We start from the raw sequence: 26972 nt of genomic DNA on the forward strand, positions 1-26972 counted from the left end.
GTAATCTCAGCGTCAGGCCGGTCCAAGAGCGCTGTCGGCGACGACTGAGACAACGGGACCGGTGGCCGGCCGGCCAGGAGGCGGACATGGCAGACATGGAATTCAGCGGGTCTCCGGGGGAGTGTGTTCTGGTGCTCGACGCCGGCTCCTCAAGTTTGCACATCGCCCTGTTCGCGGCGGACGGCACACAGCTCGCCGGCCGTGATGCCGAGACCCCACCGGGGCCCGAAACTGCCGAGGAGTTGCGCGACTTCCTGGCCACTGTGCCCACGCCGTCCGCTGTAGGACATCGCCTCGTTCACGGCGGCACGCGTCTGACGGAGCACACTCTGATTGACGGACCCGTGCGCGCGTTGCTGGAGGAAAGCGCGACTCTGTCACCCCTGCACATGTCCCCCGCCCTTGCCGTGTTGGACGCTGCCGGTGAGCTACTGCCCGACGTTCCCCACGTCGCCTGTTTCGATACCGTGTTCCACAGGGAGCTGCCTGCCGCCGCCTATCAGTACGCGGTCCCTGAGCAGTGGCGCGTTCAGTTCGGGTTGCGGCGCTACGGCTTTCACGGTCTCTCCTACGCCTGGTCCCTGGCGCGCACTGCCGACGTGCTGGACCGCCCAGCCGACGCCCTCCACGTCGTCATCGTCCACCTGGGCGGTGGCTGCTCGGCCTGCGCCGTGCGCAACGGCCGCAGCGTGGACACGACCATGGGGCTGACCCCGTTGGAGGGGCTGGTGATGAGCCGTCGTAGCGGCAGCATCGATCCGGGAGCGCTCGTGTGGCTGCAACGCCAACACGGATTGAGCGCAGGCCAGATCGAGGAGACGCTCCACTGGCATTCTGGGCTTCTGGGCCTCTCGGGTACCTCAGGTGACACGCGCGATCTCGTGCGCGCGCGTGCGGACGGGGACGCGTCCGCCGAGGGCGCTCTGGCCGCCTTCGTCCACAGCTGCTGCCGCGGCATCGCAGCCATGGCTGCCTCGTTGGACCGCCTCGACGCCTTGGTCTTCACCGGCGAGATCGGCGAGGACCAGCCCGAAGTACGCGAGGAAATCTGCTCGCGTCTCTCCATCCTGGGAGTAGGAGGCGGGCTGTCCATGCCCTCGGAGAAGGAGCTACGCGAAGAGGGAGCCCGCAGGATCGACGCACGGGGCACGGACGTCCCGGTTATCGTCGTCGCCACCGGGGAGACTCAGCAGATCGCCGCTGAAACGCGCCGCGCCCTCATCAGCCGTTAAAGAGTCGTATGTCCGCATCAGTGAGGCGAACGGGTGCGTCCGTGTCGCCGGACGGCACTCACCGGCCCGGCAAATCCCCAGCGACGCGGGCCTTGCGTCTTCGCACGGTTGGTGTCCGGGTGAACACGCTCGCGACGGTGGAGCCGGCTGAGGTCCGTTCCGTAGTCCCTGCCGAGTCATCCCTCAGTGGAGGATGCTCACCGCGCGGGCGATGACGAGGAGTGAGGTCACCAGGGCGGCGACACCCTGCACGCTCATCATCACCTTGGCGCGAGTGGACAGCGGCATGGTGTCCGTAGGACTGAAGGCGGTCGAGTTCGTCACGGAGACGTACAGGTAATCGATCAGGGTGGGCATCCAGTCCGATGTGGCGCTGGCACCGTCCGCGACTTCCTGAACCGCGTCGTCGTCCTCGTCCTGGGGAAACCGGAAGTCCGCCAACGGCAGATCGGCACGCCGGGCCTGGGTCCGGGTGACGGGGCCGCCCCGGTCCAGTTCCCAGTACGCCAGGCCGAAGACGATGATGTTGGTGAGCCAGACCTGCAATGCGGCCACCAGCAAGGAACGCCCATCCTTCACTCCGGCGTAGACGAGGTCGTGGATCAAGATGCCAAGGGCGACCAGATTGCTCGCGGCGATGACCACCACGAGAGCCAGCGACAGGATGCGGAACGCCGCGCTCTGCCGTGTCAGCCGCTTCGGATTGGCCGCGACGAGCGGCACAAGCAGCAACAGTTCCAGAACTGGCAGCACATAGCGCGGCGCGATCAGCAGCCGTTGCGGCAGGCCCACGTAGAGCGCCATCGCAGAAAGCGTCGCGATCACCCCGGGCAACCGCGCCTCTCCACGCCGCTCATGCCGAGGACGCCTGGTCCGCGCATAAGCGAGCCTGCGCCTCATCGCCTGCGTTCCCCTTCGTCAGCCGTTGCCCGCCATAGCTCGACCTCACTGGAATATAAACACCGGCGACGCATAGACCCCGACGAAACCGGCCGGTCTTCCTCCCGAATCCGGTTCCCCGCTCAGCAGGGTGGTCGAGCAGCCCCCTCCGGATGGCTGACATGGAGATGTTCACTGAGCGCTCGACAGCGATCTGGCTCTGGCCCGCGCGGGTCAACAGGTCCGGGAGAGCAACAGCAGCCGTGTGGATCCAGCCCCACGAGCGGACGCGGGTCGCTCCGTACGGTGCCCGCGGTGTTGCGCGGGCGGTGGGGACACTTCCTGGTCGAAGACGTGAAGGGACAGCCGCCGTGACGATGGCAGGCCATAGGTCACTCCGTTCCCCTCCGGCCATCGGAGACGAACGAGCGAGTCGCGGGATCACACCTGGGCGAGCCCTGAGTACGCAACGAGGCAAGGTCACCGACTCGTCGCGATCGAGTCTTGTCCTCGTCGGACCGACCGACCGCCTCGATTTATGACCTGCCGGGTGCAGGCGGAGCGCGCTGGTTGCTTGACATCCCGGGCTTGTGGGGGAAATCGCCGGGCGCACGCTGGCCGCAGCAGGAAGCACAGGCTGACGAACGAGCAGACCCGTCGGACCATCGCCTCCCATCAGAAGGCGGAACGCGCCATTGATCACCTTTCCGATCAAGGTTTCCCAACCAAGTGTGTGGCCCTCACCTGGCAGGACGTGCGCCTGGTCGAGCCAGGGCCCGGCCGCATGCGCATGGGACTTGGCCCGGCCAGCGGCGCCGTGCCCGTCGCACTGAGCGGGTCGATCTTCGGACGAGGAGGCCGCCGGTCCCGTCGTCGTCCGCCCGTGGGCCACCTGGTACGTGGCCCCTGCCGCATGGTGGGCCCCGCGCTGGAGGAGGCCGCAGCCGCTCGCAGGAACGATCAAGCTGGTGGTGCCCGACATCGACGGGAACCCGTACCTGGCTCTGCTGTGTGACCGTGGCCTGCACCGCCTGGTCTGGTCGCCACTCAGAGCAGGAGATCGAAGACCGCTCGGGCCTCGTGCCAGTGCTGGGTCTGGGGGTTCTTCAGGTCAGGGTGGATGATCTTGAAACTCTGGGCAAGGGCCAGACTGAGGCCACCGATGATGTCCGGATAGGCCGCCTCGGTCTCCTCGTCGGGCGTGCGGTCCAGAGGGGGGTGGGCCGCGAGCTGTTCCAGGATGGGCTTCAGTTCTACTTCCTGGTCGATCCTCCGGAAGTGGTGAATGCTCTCCTGCAGGCCTTTCGTGATCGGCAGGTCAGAGGTCTGGATGATGTCGCGACCGTTGGCTTTGGCGGTGGCCTGGGCGACGATCAGCAGATCGTAAAGCTTGGCGTCGACGAATTCGCTGTAGCGCTTGAGATCGTTCTTGTCGACGTCCAGCCCCGCGGCCGCGCGGAAGAACCTTTCGAACCTGGCGATGGACATCACGGTCATGACGGCAACCTCCGAAGGGGGGCGCCGGGGTCTCCCGGCATCCTGGGCTTTACGGTCAGGCTGGCCGACGGGGCGCGCGAACGCATGCACTCCCCGGGCCCAATTCAGCCTTCCAGTATTGCCCTACCAGGCCCAGGCATCCGGCTGCCCGCGCAGTCGAACGGGCGCGCGGTGAGACAGCGGGTTGAACCAGGTCGCGATGTGGCCCTACGGGTGAAACGAGGCTGCCACGTCCTGGGCAGAACGGCTTGGACGAGTTCGCCCCGCGTGCCCGGTCCTGGTTCGTTCAGGCCGTTCGAGGATCATGCGGATGTGGCGGCAGAGCACAAGAGACGCGCTGTGGGCTGCGGGAAATCTTGCCTCTGCGGTCCTGCCGGTGACATGAGCCTTCGTGGCGCGGTCGAGCCTCATACGGACGGGGTGATGTATGCATGGCCCCGTTGAGCTGCCGATCTTTCGCTGCGGTTGAGCCGGTGCCGGTCGGCGACCCGATCGGAGAAGTCTGCGAAGGACCGGAGCTGCTTCCCCAGCGGACCCTGCCCTGGTTGGGCGCAGGATCGGCGTAACTCCCGGTCGTGGAACATACGTCGATGACCGGCGGGAAGGGTCCGAGCCAGAGGCTGTCGAGTCCACGGAGGCCGTGTCGGCGAAGGCTATGTCGGCGAAGGCAGCCGTGGACGACCGGTTGATCGAGCAGCTGGTGAGTCGGGCCCAGTCCGAGCCCCTCACGATCTCCGACACGACCGACCGCCCACCGCGTTGGATGAGGCTGTGTGTGGTGGGGCTGGCGGTGTGACAGACGGGGCGGGTGTCTGCTTGCGCCTGTCTCCGCCCGGGCCTGTTCCGTGCTTCGACGCGGTAGGTTGCACGCCGGGGTGCACGCCCCCGCAGGGCGGCATCCCGAGGTCATGACGGAACGTCGGGCGTATCCAAGTGATCTGTCCGATGCACGCTGGGAGTGGATCGAGCCGTCGCTGTCCGCCTGACGCTTCGAACGCCGCGGTCGGGCCCTGGACTTCGGCCGGCCTCCACGACACGACCTGCGCGAGATCATCAACGCGATCCTACGTGGACCGCACCGGCTGCCAGTGGGCCGATCTCCCGCACGACTTCCCGCCACACCAGAGCGTCTACGGCTACTTCGCCAGGTGGCAAAAGGACGGTTTCTTCGCTCAGCTCAAGGGACTCCTGCGAGATTTGGTGCGCCGGCAAGAAGGCAAGAGCCCCAACTCCTCGGCCTGCGTGATCGACGCGCGCAGCGTCAAGACCTCCGCCTCCGTCCCTGCCACGAGCCAGGGCATCGAGCGGACCTACGGCCGGCTCATGCTCCACCGCCGCCTGGCCCGCGACTACGAAACCCACCCACACCGCTCCATAGCCATGATTCAGCCAGCCATGACCGACCTCATGGCCCGCCGCCTCACCGGCGAGAACACCATCTCCTGGCGCGACCCCGACACCAGCCCGTCAAAGCCACATCCAAGGATGAAGCAACGGGACGAAACGACCCCTCAAACAACAACGGTGAGGCAGCGTTTGCCGGCGTCTGCTGCTGGCTGGATCCAGGTTCTCGGGTGGATTCTTCGCGAAATGCCGCTCACCGCTACCCGACGGCCCGTTCGGGTCCGCAGCCGGCCGAGGGGTCGACTTGGGTGGACTTCGCCGTTCACGGTCCGGCCCCGGCGGGCTCGGGCATCGTGAACACTCGCGCGCTGCCACCCCAAAGGGAGCAAACGGTAGATAGCTGTCCGGGCGGCGGGCTGCGGTCGTCTCCTGTTCTGTGATCGTTCAACTCCCCGCCCCTGGCTTGGGTGTATGCCACACCTAGGGTCTCTAAGAGTTTCGTAAGGAAGGCACTCATGGACGCTCTCCCCGCAATCCGGGCGCGTGGGATAACCAAGTCATTCGGAGACGTCATCGCACTCGACGGCGTCGACCTTGATGTGACACAGGGTCAGATCCACGGCTTGGTCGGACCGAACGGCGCGGGCAAGACGACACTGCTCGGCCTCCTGCTGGGCCTGGCCGTTGCCGACAGCGGCGAACTGGAGATACTGCGCACGCCGGTGGGGCGGGCGCTCGCCGCTCCCGACGGTGTGGCGGGCTTCGTGGACGGGCCTGGTCTCTACCCCTCGCTCACCGCTCGGCAGAACCTCGCGGCCCTTGCCGCTCTGCGCGGCCACGACGGCCGCACCGCGGGAATCGACGACGTGCTCGACCAGGTCGGACTCACCGACGTCGCGGACGACCGGGCGCGCGGCTTCTCTCTCGGTATGCGCCAGCGGCTCGGCCTCGGCGCCGCGCTGCTCATGAAGCCGAGGCTGCTCGTGCTCGACGAACCGTCCAACGGCCTCGACCCATCCGGCAAGAAGCACGTGCACGGCGTCCTCAACCGGCTCGCGGCGGACGGAACCAGCGTCGTCCTGTCCAGCCATCGCATGGACGACCTCGAAGCACTGTGCTCCGAAGTCACCATCCTCGCCACCGGACGCGTGGTGTTCTCCGGCCCGCTGGGCAAGCTGGCCGCCGAGAACCGCGAACTCGACTACCGGCTGATCACTTCGGACGCGGAGGCGACGCGCCGGGTGGCCGTCGGCTCCGACGGGATCCGGGTCGTCGACGACGCCGGGAAGCGGTACGAAGCCGAGGCGCTCGTCGTCCGGGCCCTGGTACCGGCCCTCGACGAACTGGTGGTCAGGCTCGTGAACGCCGGCATCGCGCTGCGCGAACTGGCCCCGGTCGTCTCCCCCCTCGAGGCCGCGTTCCTCGCACTCACCGAGCCCCAGGAGGACGGCCGATGACGGCGACCCTCGCCCCCACGCAGGACACGCCGGCCGCCACGCGTCCCGCCTCCGTCGCGCGCGGCTACCGCTTCGAGCTGGTCAAACTGGTCTCGCAGTGGCGGATCCGCCTGGTGGTCCTCGCCTGCTGGATCGCTCCGGCGCTCTTCGTCGCGGCGGTGAGCCAGCAGGATTCGCTGCCCGTCGACACCCTCTTCGGCCGCTGGATGCACGCCACCGGGTGGGCGGGACCGCTGGTGGTCCTCGGCTTCTCGGGCCAGTGGGCCCTTCCGCTGCTGACCTCGCTGGTAGCCGGTGACGTCTTCGCCGCCGAGGACCGCCTCGGCACCTGGCGCCATCTGCTCGTGGCGATCCGTTCGCCACGGCGGATCTTCGCGGCCAAGGCACTGGCCAGCCTCACCGTCATCGTGCTGCTCGTGGCGGGACTGGTCGCTTCCAGCGTCATCGGCGGCGTCGTCGCCGTAGGGAACCGGCCGCTGGTCGGCCTGGACGGCGACCTGCTGTCGGCGGGCGACGCCGCGGGCAAGGTCCTGCTCGCCTGGGCCTGCGTGCTCGCTCCGACGCTGGCCCTCGCGGGAATCGGTCTACTCGGTTCGGTCACGCTCGGACGGTCCCCGATGGGGCTTCTGCTGCCCGCGCTCGTGGCGCTGGCGATGCAGCTCGCCCAGATGCTGCCGCTTCCCGTCCCCGTGCGCCTGGCCCTGCCGGGCTACGCCTTCATCGGCTGGAAGGGGCTGTTCACCGGTCCCGAGCAGCTCGGCCCGCTGCTCATTGGCATCGTGGTCGGCCTCGTCTGGGCCTTCGTCGCCACGGCCCTGGCCTACTTCCTCTTCCTGCGGCGCGACTTCACCAACCAGACGGACGGCGGCTCCCCGCGACGCGCCCTCATCGCCGGAGCGCTGCCGCTCGTCGCCCTGCTGGCCGTGTCGGCCGCGACGGTCGCCGTCGCCGTGCCGACCTCGGGTTCGGGGATCCAGCAGGCCAAGGTGGAGACGTCGCTCGCCGGCGCCTTCGGCCACCTCTACCGCCAGCAGACCGACGAGCTCCACCGTCCCGCGGTGACCGAAGCACAGCTGAAGTCCTCCGCGGCCTGCACCAAGGGCGACGTCTCGCGCGGCGCCGAAGGCGCGGGCAACGACTGGCGCTGCGTCGTCTCCTGGCAGCTGCCCGGCGCCTCGGCCACCGGCCAGGCCATCTACCAACTCGACCTCACTCCGGACGGGCGGTACGTCGCCGACGGCGACGGACCGAAGGAAGTGAACGGTTACTTCCTGTTGCGCACTTCGAACGGTGACGCACCGAACCCGCTCTGGCAGTTCGACGGCAATGTCGATCTGCTCGGCACCACGAAGGGATAACCATGCAGGTAACACGCCGCAGGCGCGACCAGGAGGGTCTGTCTTCCTCCGCGAACAGACGCCTCGGACGCCGCGTCCCCCTGATGACGGCGGGCATCACTGTCCTCGCCGTCGCCGCGGCGGGCACCGCGTTCGCCCAGACGGACCAGTTCGGCATGCAGCAGGTCGGCCAGACGACCGCCAAGGGCCAGGTCATCTCGAGCGACCAGTACCTCGCACCGTACGGCAAGCGCTCGGTCATCAGCGACGGCAAGATCATGTCGTCCACCGTCAGCCCGGACGGCACCCACATGGCTGCCGCGGTCACCGACGGCGGCGCGGCACTGAACATCATCGACCTGCAGACCAAGCAGGTCCAACAGGTCATAGGCAGCGGCGCGAGCGCCGACCTGAAGATCACCGGCGCTGACGTGGGCCAGGAAGGCCCCACCTACTCGCCCGACGGCAAGCAGCTGTGGCTGGGCCGCACCGACGGCTACACCAGGTTCACCGTGAACGCGGACGGCAGCCTGTCCAACCCGACCACCATCGCGATCCCGGCGGACGGCGCCAAGCACGCCCTGTCGGCCGCGGCGGTCTTCTCCGCCGACGGGTCGACCGTGTACGCGGCGGTCAACGGCCAGAACCGGGTCGTGGCCATCAACGCGTCGACCGGTGCCATCCAGCAGAGCTGGAACACCGGCATCGCCCCGCGCGGCATGGTCCAGGTCGGTGGCAAGCTCTACGTCAGCAACGAGGGCGGCCGCACGGCGAGGCCCGGCGAGACCACGATCAACTCGTACGGCACCGACGTGCCGTCCAACCCGGTCACCGGCGCCAGCACGACCGGCACGGTCAGCGTCATCAACGTGAAGAAGCCGCAGGCCGCCCCGACCAGCATCGAAGTCGGTCTGCACCCCACCGCGGTGTACGCGAAGAACGGCGCGGTGTTCGTCACGAACACCGCGGACAACACCGTCTCGGTCATCAACTCCAAGAACGACAAGGTCGTCCAGACCATCTCCACCCAGCCGTGGGCGGAGGCGTCGGTGGGCTACGAGCCCAACGCGGTGACACTCACCGACGACGGCCACCTGCTCGTGACGCTCGGCCGCGCCAACGCCGTCGCCGTCTACGACTACAAGACCCCGCAGGAGCCGGTCAGCTACGTCGGCCTGCTCCCGACGGACTACTTCCCCGCCGAGATCACCACGGTCGGCGACCATGTCGTGGTCTCCAACACCCGCGGTGTCGACGCCCGTCGCGTGAGCGACAGCGACAAGCACGGGACCCACGACACCACCTCCAGCCTGACGTACTTCACACTGCCGAGCGACAAGACGATCAAGGCCCAGACGGACAAGGTCTTCCAGCAGAACGGCTGGACCAAGAACGCGGCGCAGGTGGCCAAGGGCAAGAGCAAGGCCAAGCCCGTGCCGGTCCCGAAGAAGATCGGCGACCCCTCGACGATCAAGCACGTCTTCCTGATCGTCAAGGAGAACCGGACCTACGACCAGCTCTTCGGCGACATGCCGCAGGGCAACGGCGACCCGGCGTTCGCGGACTTCGGCGAGAACGTGACGCCGAACCAGCACGCGCTGGCCTCGCAGTTCGGGCTGTACGACAACACGTACGACATCGGCACGAACTCCGCCGAGGGCCACAACTGGCTGATGCAGGCCGACAACCCGGAGTACACCGAGTCGTCGGCGGGTGAGTACCTGCGCAGCTACGACACCGAGGACGACTCCCTCGGCCACCAGAAGAGCGGGTTCCTGTGGACCGGCGCGCAGGCGGCCGGCAAGTCCGTGCGGGACTTCGGCGAGTTCCAGCAGTTCCTGACGAAGCCGACGGGATCCAGCTGGCAGAACCTGTACTGCGACAGCAAGAACATGGAGGCCACCGGCAACGGCAGCGCTTACCAGATGGACTCCTCCTCGCCGATCCCGTCGCTCAACGACGTGTCGCTGCCGAGCTTCCCGAAGTTCGACACCAGCGTCCCGGACGTCTACCGCGAGCAGATCTGGCAGCAGGACTTCGAGAAGAACGGCCCCTCGAACCTGAACATGTTCTGGCTCTCCAGCGATCACACCGGCGGCCCGGCGAGCCCGGCGGCCCAGGTCGCCGACAACGACCTCGCGGTCGGCAAGATGGTCGACGAGATCTCGCACAGCACGTACTGGAAGGACTCGGCGATCTTCGTCGTCGAGGACGACTCCCAGGCGGGCCTCGACCACGTCGACGGCCACCGTGCCCCCGTCCAGATCATCAGCCCGTACGCGCAGCACGGCGTGGTGGACAACCACTACTACTCGCAGATCACGATGATCCGGACCATCGAGCAGATCCTCGGGATCAAGCCGATGAACCAGAAGGACACCGCGGCCACGCCGATGGCCGGCGCGTTCACCTCGAAGCCGAACCTCAAGCCCTTCAACGCGGTCACCAACAAGACCTCGCTGACCGACGGCCTGGCGACCGCGCCCTCCTGCGGTCTGGACACCCCGGCCCCGCAGGACCCGAAGGCGCAGGCCGTGCCGGCGTCGAAGGTGCCGGCGAGCATGAAGTCCATGGCGTCGACGTGGGACGCGTGGAAGTCGCACCAGCGGACCACCGGAACCCACGCGGTGGCCGACTTCGCGAACCCGGAGCAGATGAACCACTTCACCTGGTACCAGCGCTACAACTGGTCCAAGCCGTACCCGGGCGAGAAGAAGATCTACGCGCCCAACGACGTCCCGGGCGCGTTCATCCCGTCGACGGACACCGACGGCTGACGCTGCCGGAGCAGCTCACGAAGGGGCCCCGGCCCGCGCCCGCGCCGGGCCGGTCCGGGGCCCTCCCCCTTCGGCGCCGCGAACATGGCCGGCCGATATCCTCGCACCGCATCCCAGCCCTCTCATCCCGGCGTGGACCCACCGGGCGGGGGACTTGAAGGACGTCTGACAGTCCCTGTGGGGGCCGGGCGTGAGCCCTGCCGGCCGCGGCGCGGCAGGTACATCTGGTCCACCGCGGCCGGATCGTGTCGGCGTCTGCGGCGGTCGGGTCCCGCGCGCACGACCGGTCGGACGCCGCTGTCGAAGCCCCATGATGACGATGCGGTCGCGTGCGGGAGGCCGAAACGGTCACCAGGCTCGGCCGCCAAGCGGGGCACCCTCGCCGACCACGCTGTGGAGATCCTCAGCCGGGACTCCCGCGCAATCCCGAACGTGGCCGACTCTGCTGACCACGCGGCGAAGTGACGCGGCAAGCGGACGCGGCACGGCGAACCTGACCGGACACCCAGGTAGCCCACCCAGCAGACGAAGAACCTGTTCGTACCGGTTCCTGCACCTCGGTAAGGCCGCTTGATGGTGCGAAGTTCCCAGCGCACGAGCGAGGCGCAGTACGCACCCGGGTGGGAGGCGCGACAGGTACGTCGCCCCCCACCCGAGCCGTTACCAGGAGGACTTCGTCACTCCTGGCAGGTGTCCGGCATGGGCCTGCTTGCGCATGTTCACCCGGGAGAGGCCGAACTTGCGCAGGTGGCCACGTGGGCGGCCGTCCACACTGTCGCGGTTGCGCACGCGGGTGGCGCTCGCGTCCCGGGGCTGTCGACGAAGTTCCGCCCGCGCGGCGGCCTTCTCGTCATCCGTGGTTCGCGGGGACAGGATGGCGGCCTTGAGTTCGGCCCGGCGTTGTGCGTAGCGGTCCACGATCCGCTTGCGTTTCTCGTTCTTCGCCACCTTGCTCTTCTTGGCCATCAGACACGCTCCCCACGGGCGCGGATACGGGTCACGACGGCCTCGACCCCGCTGACGTCCACGGACTTGACGGCACGCGCACTGAGCTTCAGACGGACATACCGCCCTTCACTCGGCAGCCAGTAGCGCTTGTTCTGGATGTTCGGGTCGAACCGGCGCGAGGTGCGCCGGTGGGAGCGGGAGATCTTCTTGCCGAAGACCGGCTGGGCGCCGGTCAGCTGGCAGTGGGCGGACATACAGGACTCCGCCTCTCTCTTGATCGGCCTATCGATAATGGAAATCATTGTCGTATGCTACCCGCCATGGCCCGCAACGAGGTACGCCCGATCATCAAGCTCCGCTCCACCGCTGGAACCGGCTACACGTACGTGACCCGCAAGAACCGTCGGAACGACCCGGACCGGATGGTCCTCCGCAAGTTCGACCCCGTGGCGCGCCGCCATGTCGAGTTCCGCGAGGAGCGCTGAAGACACCGGCCGACGTCCGTCCGCCCCCACCCAGCCAGACCCAGACCCAGACCCAGAGAAGAATTCCCATGAAGCCAGCAATCCACCCCGCCTACCGCCTGGTCGTCTTCCGCGACAAGGCCGGCGACTTCGCCATCCTGACCCGTTCGACGATGACCAGCGAGAAGACGACCGAGTGGGAGGACGGCCACACCTACCCGGTGGTCGACGTCGAGATCTCCTCGGCGAGCCACCCCTTCTACACAGGAACCGCCCGTGTCCTGGACACCGCCGGTCGCGTCGAGCGGTTCGAGCGCCGCTACGGACGCGCCGGAGACCGGCGATGACTCTCGCAGGACCCATGCCGGTGGTGATTGTCTGCGGACTGCACGGCGACGCCCGACGCGACACGGTTGAACAGCTCCTTCGCGAGGTGCCCGGCAGCGTCGCGCTGCACCACGACCTGTCCGCCGGCCCGGCGCGCAACGTACGACGAAGCGTCCGCGACGTCACTGGTGAGACCGCCTGGGACGAGACCCCCCTGGTCAACGACTGCGCCTGCTGCGCCCTGCGGGAGGACCTCGTTCCCGAGCTGACACGGCTGGCCGACGACGGGGTCACCTCTCTCGCGGTCGTCGAACTGTGGGACTCCGTCGAGCCCCGTGGCATGGCCGAGGTCGTCGCCGCCCACGGCAACGGCGTCTTCCGGCTCACCGGTGTGATGACCGCCGTGGACCCCGCCCTCGTCCTGGACTGCCTGTCCAACAGCGACGACCTCGCGGAGGCCGGACTGGCCGCGGCCACCGGAGACCAGCGCACCGTCGGCGACACCTTCGCGCGGCAACTGGAGTACGCCCCCGTCCTCGCCGTGGCCGACAGTCCGGACACCGGCCTCGACGATCTCGCACTCCTGCGGCAGTTGCACCCGACCGCAAGTCAGGTCCGCATCGGCTCAACGCGGTTGGGCGCGGCGGCTGTCGCCGGATTCGACGTGGCGGCCGCAGCAGCCGCACAGCATCCGGCCTGTGCCAGGCTCCCCCACGACTGCGACGAGCAGGGAGTCAGCACGCTCGTCTGGCGGCGGCTCCGCCCCTTCCACGCAGGCCGCCTCTACGCGGCGCTGGAGGACCTGTGCTGCGCCGCGCCCCGTAGCCGGGGGAGGTTCTGGCTGGCGGACCGGCCGGACAGCCTGCTCGCCTGGGACGCCGCCGGCGGCGCGCTGTGGCTGGAGAACTCCGGGCCCTGGATGGCCTCACTCCCGGACGCCGCCTGGGAGTTGATGCCCGCCGAGCGCCGCACCGCCGCTGCGATCGACTGGCATCCCGAGCACGGCGACCGCTGCCAGCACCTCGTCTTCACCTCGCCCGACCTTGATCGGCCGGGGTTGGTCTCGTTGCTCGACGCCTGCCTGCTCACCGACGACGAGCTGGCGTCGGGGCCGGAAGCCTGGTCCGACGCCAGCGGCTTCGACCAGCTGCTCGCCCCCGCCGCCTGACACGTCCACCCATGCCCGAGGAACCCCCATGCGCCACCCGATCAGGAACGCCACCGCACGCAAGACCCGGCCGAACCCGCTCGACGCCGCCGGCATCACGTACATCGACTACAAGGACACCGACCTGCTGCGGAAGTTCATCTCCGACCGCGGCAAGATCCGTAGCCGTCGCGTCACCCGCGTCACCCGGCAACAGCAGCGCCGGCTCGCCTCAGCCATCAAGAACGCCCGTGAGATGTCCCTGCTCCCCTACTCCAGCCGCTGACCCCCACGCACCAGCCGACTCCCCTGCGACGAAAGGACCGTCATGGCTGTCCCCAAACACAAGATGTCCCGCAGCAACACCCGCCACCGCCGCGCCCAGTGGCGGGCGCGCACCCCGGCGCTCATCCCCCTCACCATCAACGGCAGCACCCATCTGGTGCCCCAGCACCTGAGGAAAGCGTACGAGCGCGGCCTCCTCCGTCCGCAGGACTGACACCTCGTGCCGCACGACCGCGTGCCGGTGAGCGTCCTGACCGGCTTCCTGGAAGCGGGCAAGGCCACCTCGCTCAACCACCTGCTGTTCAACCGCGAGGAACTTCGGGTCACAGTCCTGGTCAACGGCACGGCGACATCAACATCGCCGCAGGGCGGAAGTGGCCGAGGCGTATGCCGTACGGGTCGACCCGCCGCGCCCACCAGCTGACAACGCCACCGGATCCCCCAGTCAGGCGGGAGGCCCTTCGCGACTCGCCAAGTCGATGCCTACGCCAACCCCCGGCCGTTCGACGCCGACGGCCGCTGGGCCCCAGGCCATGCGACCGAACGGAATCGCGCACTCGCCATCCGGTTCCGACCTCGCTCAGAATCACCTTCGCCCCTGTCCTCACGGGACAGGGGCGAAGGAACGCTTGGCCGCGATCGTGAGCTGGGCTTGTCTTCGCTCCCAGGCGCCGAGGACGGCCTTGTCCGCGTCCGGTTGCGGGTGGGGTGGGCGTAGCGCCGGGTGGTCTGGACTCCCAAGGCCGCGGAGATGCTCGCTTGATCGTGTGACGGTCGAATGTATCGACAACGTCCGTGTCAGACCGAAGCGCCTGACCGGGCGCGGGATCTTCGATGAGACCGAGCCGGGACTGTTTCACCGAGCCGCGACCGTGACCGCCCGGCGATCCCAGCACCGGCCCACTCACGTCGTTCTGCCGGCCCGCCGAGAAAACCCATTGCGAGTGACCGGCATCGGATGTCTGATCAATCGGCCACCGATGACGGGATGGAACATGAGCATGTCGCTGCCCACCCCCTCGTTGCACACCGCTCGCCTTCGACTGCGTGCCTTCGAAGACGCGGATGCCAACGACCTCTTCGCGCTGCACAGCAGCGCCTGCGTGCTGCGCTACTGGGACGCGCCACCGTGGAGCGAACCCGTGCGCGCCGAGCAGTTCATCACGGCTTGCGGGCAGATGGCTCGGGAGGGCAGCGGGGCGCGGCTGGCCGTCGATCGTGTCTGCGACGGGGCGTTCATCGGCTGGTGCAGCCTGAAAAGGTGGAATCCGGACTACCGCAGCGCGTCGCTGGGCTACTGCTTCGACGATGCGGCGTGGGGCCACGGCTACGCGACCGAGGCCGCGCGCGCTGTGCTGCGGTGGGCATTCGACACGCTGGACCTCAATCGCGTCCAAGCTGAGACCGATACGCGCAACCTGGCATCCGCCCGCGTGCTGGAGAAGCTCGGCTTCCTGCGTGAAGGGACGTTGCGGGAAGACTGCGTCGTCAACGGCGAGGTCTCTGATTCGTGGGTCTACGGGCTGATCAGGCGGGAGTGGCGGCCGTCGTCCGAGCGGGCTCCCGCCCGCTGAGTCCCATCTCCCCGCACCTGGTATCGACCCCGCGGCCGCCGATGAAGGTCCGCCACGCTCAAGAGCCGCCCGCCGCCCGCCCACATACTCTCCGAACAGACCGGGCCGGTTGCGGCTCGCCGTGCTCGGTCGGCCACTTACTCCTGGTGAAGCCGCCGACGTCGACCTCGGTGAGGACTTCGAGCTCGACCAGGCATCTCAGCTTGGGGCTGTCCCCCTGGAAGTCCGGTGGCCCGCGCACCGACGACCCGTAGGCCTGCGCGACCCCCGGCGCGCAGCCCGTCCCCGTTGCTCCGACGCGCCGCACCGCTGCGCGCCGTCGCCCCACTGTCGCAGCGCGTTCCCGCCCTGCCCGACGCACTCCCCTGCTTCACGTTCGGCTGTCGCTCCCTGGCACCGGCCTTCAAGAGCGCGGGGCCGGCAACCCGAGATGGGGAGCTACCCAGACAACCGACTACGCCTTCCAGCAGCCTGCCGGAGAGGAGATCGTGTCCTTCCTGGCCCCGCTCGCGACGGACAGGGACCGCGAGCCCTCCTCGTCGACCAACGCGGCATCGCCGTTCGGCCGGCAGACACGGTTCCTCCTGGGGCTCGCTCACCGGTGAACGGCGGCCGGGGCCACCGTCTCTGCAATCTTGATCTCAAACGCCGGAGTCCCATAAGCGGTCCTCCGACAACGGAAGAGGGCACGCACGCGAACCCGGATGAGGGGTGAAGTCCTCTGCCGACTGCACAATTGAGGATCAAAGGGTCCATCATCTGGCCGATGATCCACATAGGGGGCGGTGGCCCGCGACGCAGTCTTCTGCGGTGAGCCTGGCGGATTTAGGGTGATCATCATGGAATACCGTCACCTCGGGCGCAGCGGCATGCGCATCAGCGAAATCTCCTACGGCAACTGGCTCACCCACGGCTCGCAGGTCGAGGAGGACGCGGCGCTCGCATGCGTCCGCACCGCCCTGGACTCGGGCATCACCACCTTCGACACCGCGGACGTGTACGCGAAGACGCAGGCCGAATCGGTGCTCGGCAGGGCGCTGAAAGGCGAGCGCCGTGAAGGCCTGGAGGTCTTCACGAAGGTCTTCGCACCCACAGGCCCCGGCCAGAACGACCGCGGGCTGTCCCGCAAGCACATCATGGAGTCGATTCACAACTCCCTGCGGCGGCTGCAGACGGACTACGTGGACCTGTACCAGGCCCACCGCTTCGACGTGTTCACACCGCTGGAGGAGACCATGGCGGCCTTCGCCGACGTCGTCCACTCCGGCAAGGCCCACTACATCGGCGTCTCGGAGTGGACCGCCGACCAGATCCGCCGGGCGCATTCCCTCGCCCGGGAAATGCACATCCCGCTCGTCTCCAGCCAGCCGCAGTACTCCATCCTGTGGCGCGTCATCGAGGGCGAGGTCGTGCCGACCTGCGAGGAGCTCGGTCTCGGCCAGATCGTCTGGTCACCGATCGCGCAGGGCGTACTGACCGGCAAGTACGAGCCGGGCAAGCAGCCGCCGACCGGGTCGCGTGCCACCGACGAAAAGGGCGGCGCCAACACCATCAAGCGCTTCATGCGGGACGAGGTGCTGGAGCGGGTGCGGCAACTGCGTCCACTCGCGGACGAGGCCGGGCTGTCGCTCGCGCAGCTCGCCGTGGCCTGGGTCCTGCAGAACCCGAACGTCTCCTCCGCGATCGTCGGTGCCTCCCGGCCTGAACAGGTCACGGAGAACGTGAAGGCCGCAGGCGTCAGGCTGGACGCCGGCCTCATGGAGAAGATCGAGGCCATCACGGGCCCCGTCGCCGTGACCGACCCCGCTCTGACGCGCGAGCAGACGCCCACCACCCGCTGACGAGCATTCCGCTCACACCGTTCCGCGGCCGGCAGGTCCGCGTCGGCCGTTCCGCGGCCGGCGGGTCCACGTCGCCGGACACGAGCGGATGTGCAGCGTTCCGCGCCCCGGGGCCGCGCCACGCGCGTGAATGTCCCGGGGCCCGGCGTGCCGGCCCGCGTCATGCCGGGCCCGGGACGGTGGTGGGGCACACGCCACACGGCCCCGTCTGCCCCCGCCGCCCCTTCCCCATGCCGCCGGCTCGTTTGGGGCGACCCGATGGGCTCAGGTGCGCGGCGGCAAGATCTTCACTGGGGATTTTTCGCCGCCCGGGCCCGGTGAGCCGCGACCGTCGTCCGGCTCCCGCAGGCGTTGGAGCAGAACCGGCGCACCGGCAGCGCACGGACAGTTCTCGATCGGGATTCTGCGCGAACAGCGCCTTCTGGGCGCCGTCGGCCTCATCCCGGACAGTCCCGGAAGCATCGAGCCGGCGTACTGGATCCGGCCGGAAGAACGGCGCCGCGGCATCGCCTCGCGGGCCGTGCCCGCGATCACCTCATGGGCACACCGCGCCCTCGACGTTCCCCGGATCTGGCTGGAGATCGATCCGCTCAACGAGCCCTCGCTCCGCCTGGCCCAGCAGGTCGGCTACCACTTCGAACAACGCCTCCCCCGGCACTGCCGCGACTGATCGTCCGGCGCCGCCGAGCAGGACCCTTGGCACGACTGCATCATCTGGACCCATACCGGCGGACAAACAACCACCACCCCAGACCCTTGACCAACAGCTCCGGCTCCCGCACACAACAGGGCCATACCCGGCACTGAACACCCAACCGGCAGTGCGGAGGGAACCCGGGTCGGCATCCGGCCGGACCGAAGGGGGCCACCCGGCTCACAGTGCGGACGCCCGCTACACGGCTACGCCTGAGCCCTCCTCGTCAAGGGGTGTCCGATATCAGCGCGTGATGGACCACCTGCGCGGGTCCCGGAAGATCGGCGGCACCGGCTGCTCCGGCGGTCTCAGATCCGGTGGTGCAAGGTCACCAGCCGCAGATCCTTGGCCGGGCCGCGTACCGTCCACACCACCCGCCAGCGATTCGCGGCGAGCACACTGAACTCGCCCTGATAGACGTCCTCGGCACACGGATGGTCGGCAACGCAGTGGCCCTCGCGCAGGTCCAACGGGTGGAACGGACGGCCGTCGGCGAACCGCACGAAGGCCGCCCCCTCACCGGCCGGCTCGAAGAGATGCCCACGGGAGGCGGGCCGGGCCACGCCTCCCCAGATGAACTCGCCCCGCTCGACGTGCCGGAGTCCTGCGCCGGGCTCCTCGCACGCGAAGTCGGCCGTACCGCTGAACGTGCCCTGCCGGTCCCGCGACAGGTCGTACACGATGCGCTCAACCCGCCATCGTCCGGCGAGATAGCCGAGGGTGTCCGCCACGTGGTGAAGCCCGCCAGGGGGGAGGGCGCCCTCGACCGCCGTCATGTCCTGTCGTGCCACCGCCCCACACCTCCATCTCGCCGTTCGTCTCTCAACGATGCTAGGCCCCGTATCGACCCGCCCCGGAACTCGGGCCCGGGACAGAGGCGCAGGCCGGCGGCCCGGCCGGAAAGCCCGGCCTGGACGTCGGCGCGGTTCACCCGCTCCAGCGCGAACCGCGGAGATCTCCTCCACCCGCTCCATGGCCCGCGCCATCGCGATCCCCGTCGTCTGCGTCGGCGGCGTACGCGGTAGCTCCCGCTCCTGGCCCGTGTGCGGTCGTGATCAGTATCCGTATCTCGCTGCCCTGGTGAGGCTGGTCGCGGTAGACGCAGGGTGTGACATGGCGACGGTTCACCGATGGCCAGGGGAAACTCATCGAGCCGTACCTGCCGATCGGCGAGTTCAGCCGGGGCGGGGGTCAGGCGGGTGGGGTGTCGGGGCGAGCGTCGTACACGGCGCGGGCGGCGTCGATGTGCGTCAGGTGCGTGATGCTCCACTCCAACAGGGGTGCGGTGGCCTCGCGGAGGGTCCTACCCATCGGAGTGAGTTCGTAACTGACGTGCGGTGGCATGACGTTGCGGACGGTCCTTGTGAGGATCCCATCGCGTTCCAGGCCGCGCAGGGTGACGGTGAGCATGCGCTGGCTGATCCCGTCGACGGCCCGCTTGAGCTCGGTGAAGCGGCGTGGCCCCTGGCTGAGGTTACGCACGATCAGCAGCGACCACTTGTCGCCGACGATGCCGAGCACTTCACGGGCCTGGCACGGGTCCTCCGGGCGTGCCGGCAGCGACTCGCCGCCCGCTGTGCCGCTCATGGTTACCTCCAGAGAACCGTGGCACCTAAATGTGCCTTATTGATCGGGTGCGGCAGGTGCAGCACGATGATTTCGGTTCCCGAAGAGTACCGAGGCACAAACAGGAACTGTAACCGTCTTCGTGCCTCCACGCCCCGAAGAGGAAGAAGATCCCCCTCATGTCAACGTTTCTGCTGGTACACGGTGCCTGGCACAGCGGCCGGTGCTGGGAGCGGTTGGTCCCGCTGCTGGAGTCGGCCGGACACCGGGTGTTCGCGCCCTCGCTGACCGGATACGGCGACAAGGCGCACCTGCTCGGCCCCGAGGTGGGGCTCGACACGCACGTCGAGGACGTCGTGAAGCTGCTCCGGGAGGAGGACCTGACCGACGTGGTGCTCGTGGGTCACAGCTACGCGGGGCTGGTCGTCTCGTCCGTGGCCAACGAGGTACCGGACCGGATCGCGCATCTCGTGTACCTGGACGCGATGGTCCCGGAGCACGGCGAGACCGCAGTCGACGTACAGCCCATGACCCAGAACCTGATCGACCTGGCCGCCACATCCGACAACGGCTGGCGCATCCCGCCGCTGCCCGAGATGCCTCCGCCCCTCGGTCTGTTCGGGGTCACCGACCCGGCGGACATAGCATGGCTGCGTGCGACGCTCTCCGACCAGCCAGTGCGCTGCCTGAGGCAACCGGTCCGGCTGGACAACCCTGCCTTGGACTCGGTTCCGCGCACGCACATCCACTGTGTCGGCGCAGAGCCGGAAGGCGTCGTGCGGCGGCCCGTCCCCGCGACACAGCCCAACGGCTCCCCGGCACGGATACGGGAACTGCCGACCGGACACGACTGCATGATCACCATGCCGTCGGACCTGAGCGAACTGCTGCTTGAATCCACCCTTCAGTAGCGTCCGCACCGTGACTGTGGCAGCGAGCCGGAGAAGACCCGCCATCGTCGGACAGCGAACCCGGCCCACGCAGCCGCCCGCTTCGCGAAAGAAGCGCCACACGGCCGTTGTGAGGTCGTGATCACTTTGCCTTCGGCAGAGGCAGGTGGCCGTTGATCCAGATCGTCGAGGGTCGTGGATGGAGGCCGGTGTCGTGACGTGCGGGGGTCTTGTCGTATCAAGTGGCGATGCCGCGCCAAGCTTTCAGCCTGTTGATCAGGCGTTGCCGGTGTTGCGGTCCGTCCACGTCCCTCTGCCGGGCGGCCTGGACAAATCACCCCCTCCAGTAGCGCGGTGAGGACACGCGCATCGCGCCGCACACGGAAGCGCCCGTAGACAGTCAGTCAGTCAGTCAGAGGCCGAACTCCTCGGGCATCTCCCGCCACTGGCCACCGGACCGGAAGCGCCGGATCACTCCCTCGAACTGGCCGCGCGGCCGGACCGGGTAGGGCCCGTACTCGCCGATCGGCAGGTACGGCCCAATGTGCTTCCCCTGGTCATCGGTGAACTGCCGCCATGTCACACCCCGCGCTCCACTGCGACCAGCCTCACCAGGGCAGCGACATACGCATACTGATCACGACCGCGCACGGGCCCGAGACCCGCTTGCCCAACTCTGGCAACCACCAGCCGTCCGGCAGGCGCCGGCGCGGGATCGGGCCGGCGCGTGGCACGGGCCACCGACGCGTACAGGCGCTGCTCGGCCACGTCCGCCGATGCGGCGCCCGACCGTTTCCAGCCCTCCGACGGGTACCCTCGCCGTCCGCCCTGGCCGATCAGTGACCCGCCCGGCGGGTCCCCGCAGCGGTCGGCGAACCCCCGCTCGCCCCGCCGTATCTCAGCAGCAGGAGCGCGATGTCGTCACTGCTCTGCGGGACGACGCTCTCCCGGGCGCGTGTGACGATCGTGTCGGCGAGCGTCTCCAACGACTCGTCCCCTACCCCGGCGAGCTGCTCGGCCAAGAGGTCGATGGAGGTGCCGATATCGATGCCCGGCCGTTCCACGAGACCGTCGGTGTAAAAGGCCAGCAGCGCGCCCGGCGGCAGGGCCACCTCGACGGCCTGGAAGCGGGCTTCCTCCTCCACGCCCAGGAGCAGCCCCGGCGGCAGATCCAGTACCTCCGTGCGGTGATCGCCGTGGCACAGGATCGGCGGCGGGTGGCCGGCGGAGGCAAGCAGGACGCGATGCGCTGACACGTCGAGGTGCGCGTAGAGGCAGCTGCAGAACAAGGGGCTGTCCAGCTCCAGCAGCAGTCGGTTGGTCCGGGCGAGGATCTCTTCGGGCGGCGCGCCCGTCTTGGCGTAACTGTGCACGGCAGTGCGGATCTGCCCCATCAGGGCTGCGGCCTGGACGCTGTGGCCCTGGACGTCGCCGATCACGGCGGCCGCCGAGTGGGAACCGAAGTCGATCAGGTCGTAGAAGTCGCCACCCACCTCCAGGGCGTGCGTAGCCGGGAGGTAGCGTGCGGCGACCTCAAGGCCGGGCACCTGCGGCAGGTGGCGCGGCAGCAGTCCGTCCTGGAGGCCCCGTGCCACCTGCGCGTTGGCATCGTAGAGCCGGGCGCGCTCCAGTGCCTGAGCGATCATCCCGGCCAGCGAGGTGAGTTCCGCGCGTTCCTCATGGGTGAAGTTGCGCGGCCTGTCGTAGCCCAGCACAAGGCAGCCGAAGGTGCCGTCGGAGACCGTCAACGGCAGGAAGGCGAAGGCACCCATCTCCCGGTAGTGCCGGTACTGGGGGAAGCTGCGCACCAGTTCCGCGTTGGTCGAGTGGAAGCGCGGGACACCGGTCTCCATGGACCGTGTGCCCTCGGTCCGGCTCGCCATCGGCAGGGCGTTAAAGTTCTCCGTCTCCGAGGGGAACCCGCGTGAGGCCACCACCCGAATCCTGCCCTCGTCGGCGACCACGACGGCCAGCCCCTCGGCGCCGAGGACGGGCCGCATCTGCTCCATGAGCGATTCGGCCACCTCGCTGACCCCCGCCGCCTCGGTGAGCGCCGAGGCCAGGTGCAGGAGGTGGAAGAAGGCGCCCGCGCGGGCGGGCACGGTGGGCCCGGTGTCCTCGGCGGGCTCCTGCCCGCTGCCGGGTGCGTGCAGAGGCTTGACGCGCACACTGACCCCGGTGTCATCTCCGTAGAAGGTGAACGACAGCCATGCGCCGTCCGGCCGGTGGGCAGCGAAACCCGTGGGCCGGCGGCTGAAGAGTGCGGAGACAAAGGCGTTCTCGTAGGCCGGGTCGTCCAGCCAGGGCAGCACGTCCCACGGCTCGGCGTCCAGCAGCTCGGCACGGTCCTGGCCCAGCAGCCGGGCCGCCCGGTCGGTGAGGAAGATGATGCGGCCGTGCAGATCGAGCGCGATCAGGCCCTCGGTGAGGCGCTCCACGAGATCGGCAGTGGGTTCGGCGTGCCGCTGCCGGACCGGCGACGGCTCCCTGACGAACGGCTCATCCCTCGGCCGTACCGGCCGGCCGCAGGCGTCGGCGTCGCGCAACACCTCGGCCATCCGATCAGCGGCCTCACCGATCTGTGCCCGCCGGCCGGTGGACAGCCCCTCGGGACGGCTTCCCGGCCACATCAGCAGCACAGCACCCCAGCAGACTCCGGCGCCCATCAACGGGACGCTGTAGCTCGCGACGGAGTACGGGAAGGCCAGAGCGGCGCGGGGAAACCGGTCGGCCAGCTCCTGCTGGCCGGAGACCCACACGGGGCTCTGCGACCGGACCGCCTCGGGCATCGGCGCCGGCGCCGCAAGCGCCTGCCGGAACCACGGCAGGGCCATCCTGCGGGGAGCGCCGACCCCTGTCGTCATCTGCAGGACCTGTCGGCTCGCGACCAGGAGGAACAGGCCCCCGATATGGGCATCGGCTTCCTTCACGGTGCGATCAAGCAACCGGTCGAGGTACGCGTGTACTGCGACGCCGTCGTCGTCCTCGGACATGCTCACCGGCCATCCCCACCTGATCACGCGAATTGCACCGTATTGCACCATTTTATATTCCCGAGTCGATCAGCCCGCCCCGACATCCGGCCCGGGAGCGCCGGAGCGGCGCAGAGTCCTGTCAATGCGACGGATTCTGGCGACGTCCGGGAGCTCGCACTGGGACTGAGCAGAGGTGTCAGCGCGGAAGGCGTTCTCGCTCCCTGCGACCCTCGTCGCAGATGTCACATCGACGGTCGCGGGACTCTTGCAACCCCGGACTGTTTCATTTCAATCGATACCGTATCGATCGACTCTTAAAGCTGCTAAAGTCGCCCCATGACCCCCGACCCCCCGGAGCCGACGCACACTCCGCGCGCGACCGACCGGCCAGGTGACACTTCGCCGTTCGCGCTCGGACTGCTGCTGCGCCGGGCGCACCGCCACGCCGCCGCAGTGATGGCGGGGGCCCTTCGGCCGCTCGGCATCGAGTTGCGGCACTTCGCCGTCTTGATCGTATTGGCCGACCGCGGTCCCACCCCGCAACGGGACCTGGCCGAGGCGACGGGTTCGGACAAGGCCGGAATCATGCGGGTCGTGGACGACCTGGAACACAAGGGGCTGGCCGTGCGCAAGGCCGTCCCCGGGAATCGGCGGGTGCGGGAGGTGGAGATCACCTCCCTGGGGCTGGACCTCTTCGACGCCGCGCACCTGGCGGCGAAGCCACTGGCCGAGGGGCTGGTGGCCGACCTGCGTCCAGGTGAGTCCGAGCAGTTGACGGAACTGCTCACCCGGTTCACCCACCCCTCTGTCAGCGAGGCGTGAGCGCGCCGTCATCACGGTCACCCCGCCCGCACGGGCGTGCGGCATCTCGCGCCGCTCTCGCGGCGAGACCGGCCCCCAGGGCCACAACCGGCGTCACCACCCGCCGGCCCCGGCTCCTACTCCGACTCCGAGTCCGGGCAGCGGCCGGTGTCACGCTCGGAATTCCGCCGCCGACAGGTCGGAACCGTCCTCGCCGGCCATGACCCCGGCGGCGTACAGCTTCCGCGGCCGTCGACCACGTACGCCGCACCCGGGCGGGGCCGGCCACCTGACCGAAGCGGTAGGCGGAGTCGCCCAGCGCCAACGGGGTCGCCCCCGGACGTCGCAGTGCGAGCCGGTCGACATGAAACCGCCGTGGCCCTCGTCCGCGAGCAAGCCCTGGCACGAAGCGTCGACATGACGACACAGAACCTCTGTAGGTGGGTGGCGACATTGCCGAACAGGGGGGCACGACCACGACGACCGCGTCCGCCCGCAGCAGGCCCTCATGGGCCACACGGACATGCCTTTCGTGGGACGAATCTCCCTTCATGCAGGGGCCGTTGCGTGCGACCACCTGCGTGTTGCATTCGACCCTGGTGGGCTTCGCCCGTCGACGCCCTCCGCGTCCACCGGGTTGAAGATCATCCCCTGCGTCCGCGCGGTGGTACGACCGCGACGTCCACGGTCGATTTCGGCACCGGCCATCGCGCTCACCGCGCGGAGAGCCTACGCACTTCCATGAAAGGTATTGAGTGATACCGTCGCGAACGTAACGGTTGTTTGGCGTTGCGGAACGGGCCGGCCACGCCGTGCTCGTCCCTCGCCCTGTGAATCCGCGAGGTGGTTCCCATGCATCGGGATGTTTCCGGGATCGACGCCATCGGGCGTACCGCGTTCGCTGTCGCCGCCCTGCGCGCGGCCGAACACCGCTCCCCCGACGGTCTGTTCACCGACCCCTATGCCGCACACTTCCTCCGCGCCGCGGGGATGGGTCCGCAGTGGGAAGCGGGTGCGGACTTCGCGGCGGTGATGCGGACGCAGGCCGTGGTGCGCACCCGGTTCTTCGACGAAGGCCTCCTCGCCGCAGCGGACCAGGGGTGTCGACAGGTGGTCCTGGTGGCGTCGGGGATGGACAGCCGCCCCTGGCGCCTCACCTGGCCGGCGGACACCGAGGTGTTCGAGATCGACCAGGACCCGGTGCTCCGGTTCAAGAACGCCGTGATGGACGAGCATGCGGGCCCCACCGTGGTCGCCCGGCACCCGGTCGCGGTGGATCTGCGCGAGGACTGGGCCGCTGCCCTGCACGCGCGGGGCTTCGACGAAAACAGTCCGACGGCCTGGCTGGTCGAGGGCTTGCTGTACTCCCTTGACGCGCCGGCCGCCGACCGTCTCCTGTCGACGTTGACCCGGATCAGCGCGCCGGGCAGCACCCTCGCCTTCGACCACTTCGAGATCGGACCGACCCTGCGCGCCGCCACGGATCGGATCGACCCAGGCCTCACCGGGCTGTGGCAATCCGGTCCGGCCGATCCCGCCGCATGGCTCAAAAGCCACGACTGGCTGGCCGACGTACACGAACTGGCCCACATCGCGGCCGAGTTCGATCGGACGGTGCACCCCGCCTATGTCCCGGGCCCCGCCGCCGAGGGTCACTCCTGGCTGGTCACTGCCGTCCGCCCCAACCCCGCCGCCTGAACTGTCCTCGACCGACCTCAAAACCTCCGGACGTGTCGGCATCGCCCTTGACACTGCTTGCCGACGGGTTCGAGGCCCCGGCGACTCCGCGGTTCGGGAACCTACGGACACTCTGGTACCGACCGGCCGAACCGACCGACGTCGTCGAGGTCACCGTGTTCCTGGCGCGATACGACGGACGTGCGCGTGTACAGGCCGTTGCGGGGACAAACAGGTGCCGCAGCAGCCTGCCGGCACGCTGAAGGTGGCCACCAAACACGCCCATGCCCGTACTGCCCCTCGAAGTGGACACGTCCCGGTCGCCTCGGACCGCAGGATCCCGGTCGGCCAGGGGACGCGCACACGGATCGAGCGGTCTCCCTCGATCCGGCCGACCGCGGGAGACCGCACCGCCGCACTCATCCCCAGTCCCGCCCCCACAGCACCGAGCCAGCCGGCCCCGTGCACCCAAGCGCTCTCTGGAGTGGAGGAACCCCAGCAAGAGCAAGCACGCCAGCATTTTTCCGTACTTCAGCTACCCACACCCGGTGAGGCCCGCGAATTCACGGGCACTGAAAGTTCTTCAGCGCGGATCGACGGGTCCCGCGGCGTGCGTCAGGCTGATGCATCGGTGGGTTCGGGTGGAATACGAGGATGCTGAGCGTTTCGCGGGCTTGGGAGGTGACGTCGGGAGATGACCTCGGCTAGGACGGGCGACCGCCGAACTGCCAGCTGTGCACCTCAATTCCGGCGTATCGGTCCGGGGTCAGGATGACGCGTGCCGTGTCCGGGTCAGGGGCTCGGATCAGCGCAGCGGTGCCCAGCCAGGTAGCGCCCCTGTCGGACAACAGGGGTCCATAGGCGATCAGCTCGTTCCGGTAGGGCGGCACCGCGAGGTCGGCGGCCTGTCCAGTGCCGAGGCCGATCACCAGATACCGGTTGCCTCCGGTCCGGCCGTCGGGGAAGTCCCACATGGTGCGGCCCAGCGTGTTGCGCCACCGTCGTAGCAGCACATCCCGGTAAACACCGGCCTGGTAGTTCGGCTCGTCGAAGGCGAATGTGCGGGCAGCAGCAGGATCGGGCAGGTCGACGATGTGCACGCTTCCCGTGGGTGTGAGGCCGTCATCGGCGAGAGTCGGGCCCCGGGCGATCATCTCCTCCGCGTACTGATCCATGTATGACCAATGCGCGTCCCCCAACTCGGCGCGTAGTGGCAGGGAGGCGGGCCGGTCGCGGTGGTAGCAGAAAAACTCCATGCCT

At 68.8% G+C, this 26972-nt stretch carries 25 protein-coding genes and 2 pseudogenes; 18 read left to right on the forward strand and 9 right to left on the reverse strand.

Going from position 1 to position 26972, the window contains the following annotated elements; all coding sequences use genetic code 11:
- The first annotated feature begins 86 nt into the window (after positions 1 to 86).
- Positions 87 to 1232 carry an acetate/propionate family kinase gene (locus OG310_RS01300; protein ID WP_329453999.1) on the forward strand — a complete coding sequence of 382 codons (1146 nt, stop codon included), beginning with the start codon at positions 87 to 89 and terminating at the stop codon, positions 1230 to 1232.
- Between the two features lie 183 nt (positions 1233 to 1415).
- On the opposite strand, the gene OG310_RS01305 is transcribed toward OG310_RS01300, so the two are convergent.
- Positions 1416 to 2036: a hypothetical protein gene (locus OG310_RS01305; protein ID WP_329454000.1), complete on the reverse strand. Its 621-nt coding sequence runs from the start codon at positions 2034 to 2036 to the stop codon at positions 1416 to 1418.
- 1122 nt (positions 2037 to 3158) lie between these two features.
- Positions 3159 to 3608: a DUF1931 family protein gene (locus tag OG310_RS01310; protein WP_329454001.1), complete on the reverse strand. Its 450-nt coding sequence runs from the start codon at positions 3606 to 3608 to the stop codon at positions 3159 to 3161.
- Between the two features lie 640 nt (positions 3609 to 4248).
- Here OG310_RS01310 and OG310_RS01315 point away from each other — a divergent pair.
- From OG310_RS01315 to OG310_RS01335, 5 genes and pseudogenes are all read left to right on the forward strand, one after another.
- Positions 4249 to 4404 carry a hypothetical protein gene (locus OG310_RS01315; protein ID WP_329454002.1) on the forward strand — a complete coding sequence of 52 codons (156 nt, stop codon included), beginning with the start codon at positions 4249 to 4251 and terminating at the stop codon, positions 4402 to 4404.
- 112 nt (positions 4405 to 4516) lie between these two features.
- Positions 4517 to 5057: pseudogene (locus OG310_RS01320) on the forward strand (transposase); the annotation flags it as partial.
- A 410-nt stretch (positions 5058 to 5467) separates the two neighbouring features.
- On the forward strand, positions 5468 to 6409 hold the full coding sequence (locus OG310_RS01325; RefSeq protein ID WP_329454003.1) for an ABC transporter ATP-binding protein: 942 nt from the start codon (positions 5468 to 5470) through the stop codon (positions 6407 to 6409).
- The gene (locus OG310_RS01330; protein ID WP_329454004.1) at positions 6406 to 7767 is read left to right on the forward strand and encodes an ABC transporter permease; all 1362 of its coding nucleotides are present in this window, start codon (positions 6406 to 6408) and stop codon (positions 7765 to 7767) included. The genes OG310_RS01325 and OG310_RS01330 overlap by 4 nt, the downstream gene beginning before the upstream one ends.
- A 2-nt stretch (positions 7768 to 7769) precedes the next feature.
- A complete protein-coding gene (locus tag OG310_RS01335) occupies positions 7770 to 10523 on the forward strand; it encodes a phosphoesterase (RefSeq protein ID WP_329454005.1) in 2754 nt (917 codons plus the stop codon).
- Positions 10524 to 11183: 660 nt separating this feature from the next.
- Here the strand turns inward: OG310_RS01335 and rpsN are convergent.
- The gene (rpsN, locus tag OG310_RS01340) at positions 11184 to 11489 is read right to left on the reverse strand and encodes a 30S ribosomal protein S14 (protein ID WP_329454006.1); all 306 of its coding nucleotides are present in this window, start codon (positions 11487 to 11489) and stop codon (positions 11184 to 11186) included.
- Positions 11489 to 11725 (reverse strand): 50S ribosomal protein L28, encoded by a 237-nt coding sequence (gene rpmB, locus OG310_RS01345; RefSeq protein ID WP_329454007.1) that lies wholly within the window; start codon positions 11723 to 11725, stop codon positions 11489 to 11491. Before rpmB ends, rpsN begins: the two co-directional genes overlap by 1 nt.
- A 66-nt stretch (positions 11726 to 11791) precedes the next feature.
- On the opposite strand from rpmB, the gene rpmG reads away from it, so the two are divergent.
- The 9 genes from rpmG to OG310_RS01395 all read left to right on the forward strand — a co-directional run bounded on the left by rpmG (position 11792) and on the right by OG310_RS01395 (position 17779).
- Positions 11792 to 11956, forward strand: a complete 165-nt coding sequence (rpmG, locus tag OG310_RS01350; protein WP_329454008.1) for a 50S ribosomal protein L33 — start codon at positions 11792 to 11794, stop codon at positions 11954 to 11956.
- 68 nt (positions 11957 to 12024) lie between these two features.
- Positions 12025 to 12282, forward strand: a complete 258-nt coding sequence (locus OG310_RS01355; protein WP_329454009.1) for a type B 50S ribosomal protein L31 — start codon at positions 12025 to 12027, stop codon at positions 12280 to 12282.
- Positions 12279 to 13430 (forward strand): GTP-binding protein, encoded by a 1152-nt coding sequence (locus OG310_RS01360; protein WP_329454010.1) that lies wholly within the window; start codon positions 12279 to 12281, stop codon positions 13428 to 13430. The genes OG310_RS01355 and OG310_RS01360 overlap by 4 nt, the downstream gene beginning before the upstream one ends.
- Before the next feature lie 28 nt (positions 13431 to 13458).
- Complete coding sequence (gene rpsR / locus OG310_RS01365; protein WP_329454011.1) at positions 13459 to 13695, forward strand: 30S ribosomal protein S18; 237 nt, start codon at positions 13459 to 13461, stop codon at positions 13693 to 13695.
- A gap of 42 nt (positions 13696 to 13737) precedes the next feature.
- Positions 13738 to 13908 carry a 50S ribosomal protein L32 gene (gene rpmF, locus OG310_RS01370; protein ID WP_329454012.1) on the forward strand — a complete coding sequence of 57 codons (171 nt, stop codon included), beginning with the start codon at positions 13738 to 13740 and terminating at the stop codon, positions 13906 to 13908.
- A gap of 6 nt (positions 13909 to 13914) precedes the next feature.
- On the forward strand, positions 13915 to 14118 hold the full coding sequence (locus tag OG310_RS38445; RefSeq protein ID WP_443078520.1) for a GTP-binding protein: 204 nt from the start codon (positions 13915 to 13917) through the stop codon (positions 14116 to 14118).
- 577 nt (positions 14119 to 14695) lie between these two features.
- Complete coding sequence (locus tag OG310_RS01380) at positions 14696 to 15268, forward strand: GNAT family N-acetyltransferase (RefSeq protein ID WP_329454013.1); 573 nt, start codon at positions 14696 to 14698, stop codon at positions 15266 to 15268.
- Between the two features lie 839 nt (positions 15269 to 16107).
- Positions 16108 to 17109 carry an aldo/keto reductase family protein gene (locus tag OG310_RS01385; RefSeq protein WP_329454014.1) on the forward strand — a complete coding sequence of 334 codons (1002 nt, stop codon included), beginning with the start codon at positions 16108 to 16110 and terminating at the stop codon, positions 17107 to 17109.
- A 268-nt stretch (positions 17110 to 17377) separates the two neighbouring features.
- Complete coding sequence (locus OG310_RS01395; RefSeq protein WP_443078521.1) at positions 17378 to 17779, forward strand: GNAT family N-acetyltransferase; 402 nt, start codon at positions 17378 to 17380, stop codon at positions 17777 to 17779.
- A gap of 332 nt (positions 17780 to 18111) precedes the next feature.
- On the opposite strand, the gene OG310_RS01400 is transcribed toward OG310_RS01395, so the two are convergent.
- Both OG310_RS01400 and OG310_RS01405 read right to left on the reverse strand, forming a co-directional pair.
- Positions 18112 to 18594 (reverse strand): DUF6314 family protein, encoded by a 483-nt coding sequence (locus tag OG310_RS01400; RefSeq protein WP_329454015.1) that lies wholly within the window; start codon positions 18592 to 18594, stop codon positions 18112 to 18114.
- Positions 18595 to 18994: 400 nt separating this feature from the next.
- Positions 18995 to 19390 carry a winged helix-turn-helix transcriptional regulator gene (locus OG310_RS01405; RefSeq protein ID WP_329454016.1) on the reverse strand — a complete coding sequence of 132 codons (396 nt, stop codon included), beginning with the start codon at positions 19388 to 19390 and terminating at the stop codon, positions 18995 to 18997.
- A 158-nt stretch (positions 19391 to 19548) separates the two neighbouring features.
- Here OG310_RS01405 and OG310_RS01410 point away from each other — a divergent pair, with 158 nt between their 5' ends.
- A complete protein-coding gene (locus tag OG310_RS01410) occupies positions 19549 to 20280 on the forward strand; it encodes an alpha/beta hydrolase (RefSeq protein WP_329454017.1) in 732 nt (243 codons plus the stop codon).
- 302 nt (positions 20281 to 20582) lie between these two features.
- Here the strand turns inward: OG310_RS01410 and OG310_RS01415 are convergent.
- Both OG310_RS01415 and OG310_RS01420 read right to left on the reverse strand, forming a co-directional pair.
- Positions 20583 to 20842, reverse strand: a pseudogene (locus OG310_RS01415) (transposase); the annotation flags it as partial.
- A 253-nt stretch (positions 20843 to 21095) separates the two neighbouring features.
- Entirely contained in the window at positions 21096 to 23252 is a 2157-nt protein-coding gene (locus OG310_RS01420) for a SpoIIE family protein phosphatase (RefSeq protein ID WP_329459986.1), read from the reverse strand.
- A 318-nt stretch (positions 23253 to 23570) separates the two neighbouring features.
- On the opposite strand from OG310_RS01420, the gene OG310_RS01425 reads away from it, so the two are divergent.
- Both OG310_RS01425 and OG310_RS01430 read left to right on the forward strand, forming a co-directional pair.
- The gene (locus tag OG310_RS01425) at positions 23571 to 24056 is read left to right on the forward strand and encodes a MarR family winged helix-turn-helix transcriptional regulator (protein ID WP_329454018.1); all 486 of its coding nucleotides are present in this window, start codon (positions 23571 to 23573) and stop codon (positions 24054 to 24056) included.
- 831 nt (positions 24057 to 24887) lie between these two features.
- A complete protein-coding gene (locus OG310_RS01430) occupies positions 24888 to 25733 on the forward strand; it encodes an SAM-dependent methyltransferase (protein WP_329454019.1) in 846 nt (281 codons plus the stop codon).
- A 683-nt stretch (positions 25734 to 26416) separates the two neighbouring features.
- Here the strand turns inward: OG310_RS01430 and OG310_RS01435 are convergent.
- A complete protein-coding gene (locus OG310_RS01435; protein ID WP_329454020.1) occupies positions 26417 to 26968 on the reverse strand; it encodes a YciI family protein in 552 nt (183 codons plus the stop codon).
- Positions 26969 to 26972 lie beyond the last annotated feature (4 nt).

The sequence above is a fragment of the Streptomyces sp. NBC_01497 genome, assembly GCF_036250695.1.
Classification (GTDB): Bacteria; Actinomycetota; Actinomycetes; order Streptomycetales; family Streptomycetaceae; genus Streptomyces.

Coding starts and splice junctions, on each gene's coding strand:
- OG310_RS01410 (WP_329454017.1), top strand. CDS start 19,549: ATGTCAACGTTTCTGCTGGTACACGGTGCCTGGCACAGCGGCCGGTGC.
- OG310_RS01425 (WP_329454018.1), top strand. CDS start 23,571: ATGACCCCCGACCCCCCGGAGCCGACGCACACTCCGCGCGCGACCGAC.
- OG310_RS01305 (WP_329454000.1), bottom strand. CDS start 2,036: ATGGCGCTCTACGTGGGCCTGCCGCAACGGCTGCTGATCGCGCCGCGC.
- rpmF (WP_329454012.1), top strand. CDS start 13,738: ATGGCTGTCCCCAAACACAAGATGTCCCGCAGCAACACCCGCCACCGC.
- rpmB (WP_329454007.1), bottom strand. CDS start 11,725: ATGTCCGCCCACTGCCAGCTGACCGGCGCCCAGCCGGTCTTCGGCAAG.
- rpmG (WP_329454008.1), top strand. CDS start 11,792: ATGGCCCGCAACGAGGTACGCCCGATCATCAAGCTCCGCTCCACCGCT.
- OG310_RS01430 (WP_329454019.1), top strand. CDS start 24,888: ATGCATCGGGATGTTTCCGGGATCGACGCCATCGGGCGTACCGCGTTC.
- OG310_RS01335 (WP_329454005.1), top strand. CDS start 7,770: ATGCAGGTAACACGCCGCAGGCGCGACCAGGAGGGTCTGTCTTCCTCC.
- OG310_RS01420 (WP_329459986.1), bottom strand. CDS start 23,252: ATGTCCGAGGACGACGACGGCGTCGCAGTACACGCGTACCTCGACCGG.
- OG310_RS01325 (WP_329454003.1), top strand. CDS start 5,468: ATGGACGCTCTCCCCGCAATCCGGGCGCGTGGGATAACCAAGTCATTC.
- OG310_RS01355 (WP_329454009.1), top strand. CDS start 12,025: ATGAAGCCAGCAATCCACCCCGCCTACCGCCTGGTCGTCTTCCGCGAC.
- OG310_RS01330 (WP_329454004.1), top strand. CDS start 6,406: ATGACGGCGACCCTCGCCCCCACGCAGGACACGCCGGCCGCCACGCGT.
- OG310_RS01405 (WP_329454016.1), bottom strand. CDS start 19,390: ATGAGCGGCACAGCGGGCGGCGAGTCGCTGCCGGCACGCCCGGAGGAC.
- rpsN (WP_329454006.1), bottom strand. CDS start 11,489: ATGGCCAAGAAGAGCAAGGTGGCGAAGAACGAGAAACGCAAGCGGATC.
- OG310_RS01310 (WP_329454001.1), bottom strand. CDS start 3,608: ATGACCGTGATGTCCATCGCCAGGTTCGAAAGGTTCTTCCGCGCGGCC.
- OG310_RS01380 (WP_329454013.1), top strand. CDS start 14,696: ATGTCGCTGCCCACCCCCTCGTTGCACACCGCTCGCCTTCGACTGCGT.
- OG310_RS01360 (WP_329454010.1), top strand. CDS start 12,279: ATGACTCTCGCAGGACCCATGCCGGTGGTGATTGTCTGCGGACTGCAC.
- rpsR (WP_329454011.1), top strand. CDS start 13,459: ATGCGCCACCCGATCAGGAACGCCACCGCACGCAAGACCCGGCCGAAC.
- OG310_RS01300 (WP_329453999.1), top strand. CDS start 87: ATGGCAGACATGGAATTCAGCGGGTCTCCGGGGGAGTGTGTTCTGGTG.
- OG310_RS01435 (WP_329454020.1), bottom strand. CDS start 26,968: ATGGAGTTTTTCTGCTACCACCGCGACCGGCCCGCCTCCCTGCCACTA.
- OG310_RS01385 (WP_329454014.1), top strand. CDS start 16,108: ATGGAATACCGTCACCTCGGGCGCAGCGGCATGCGCATCAGCGAAATC.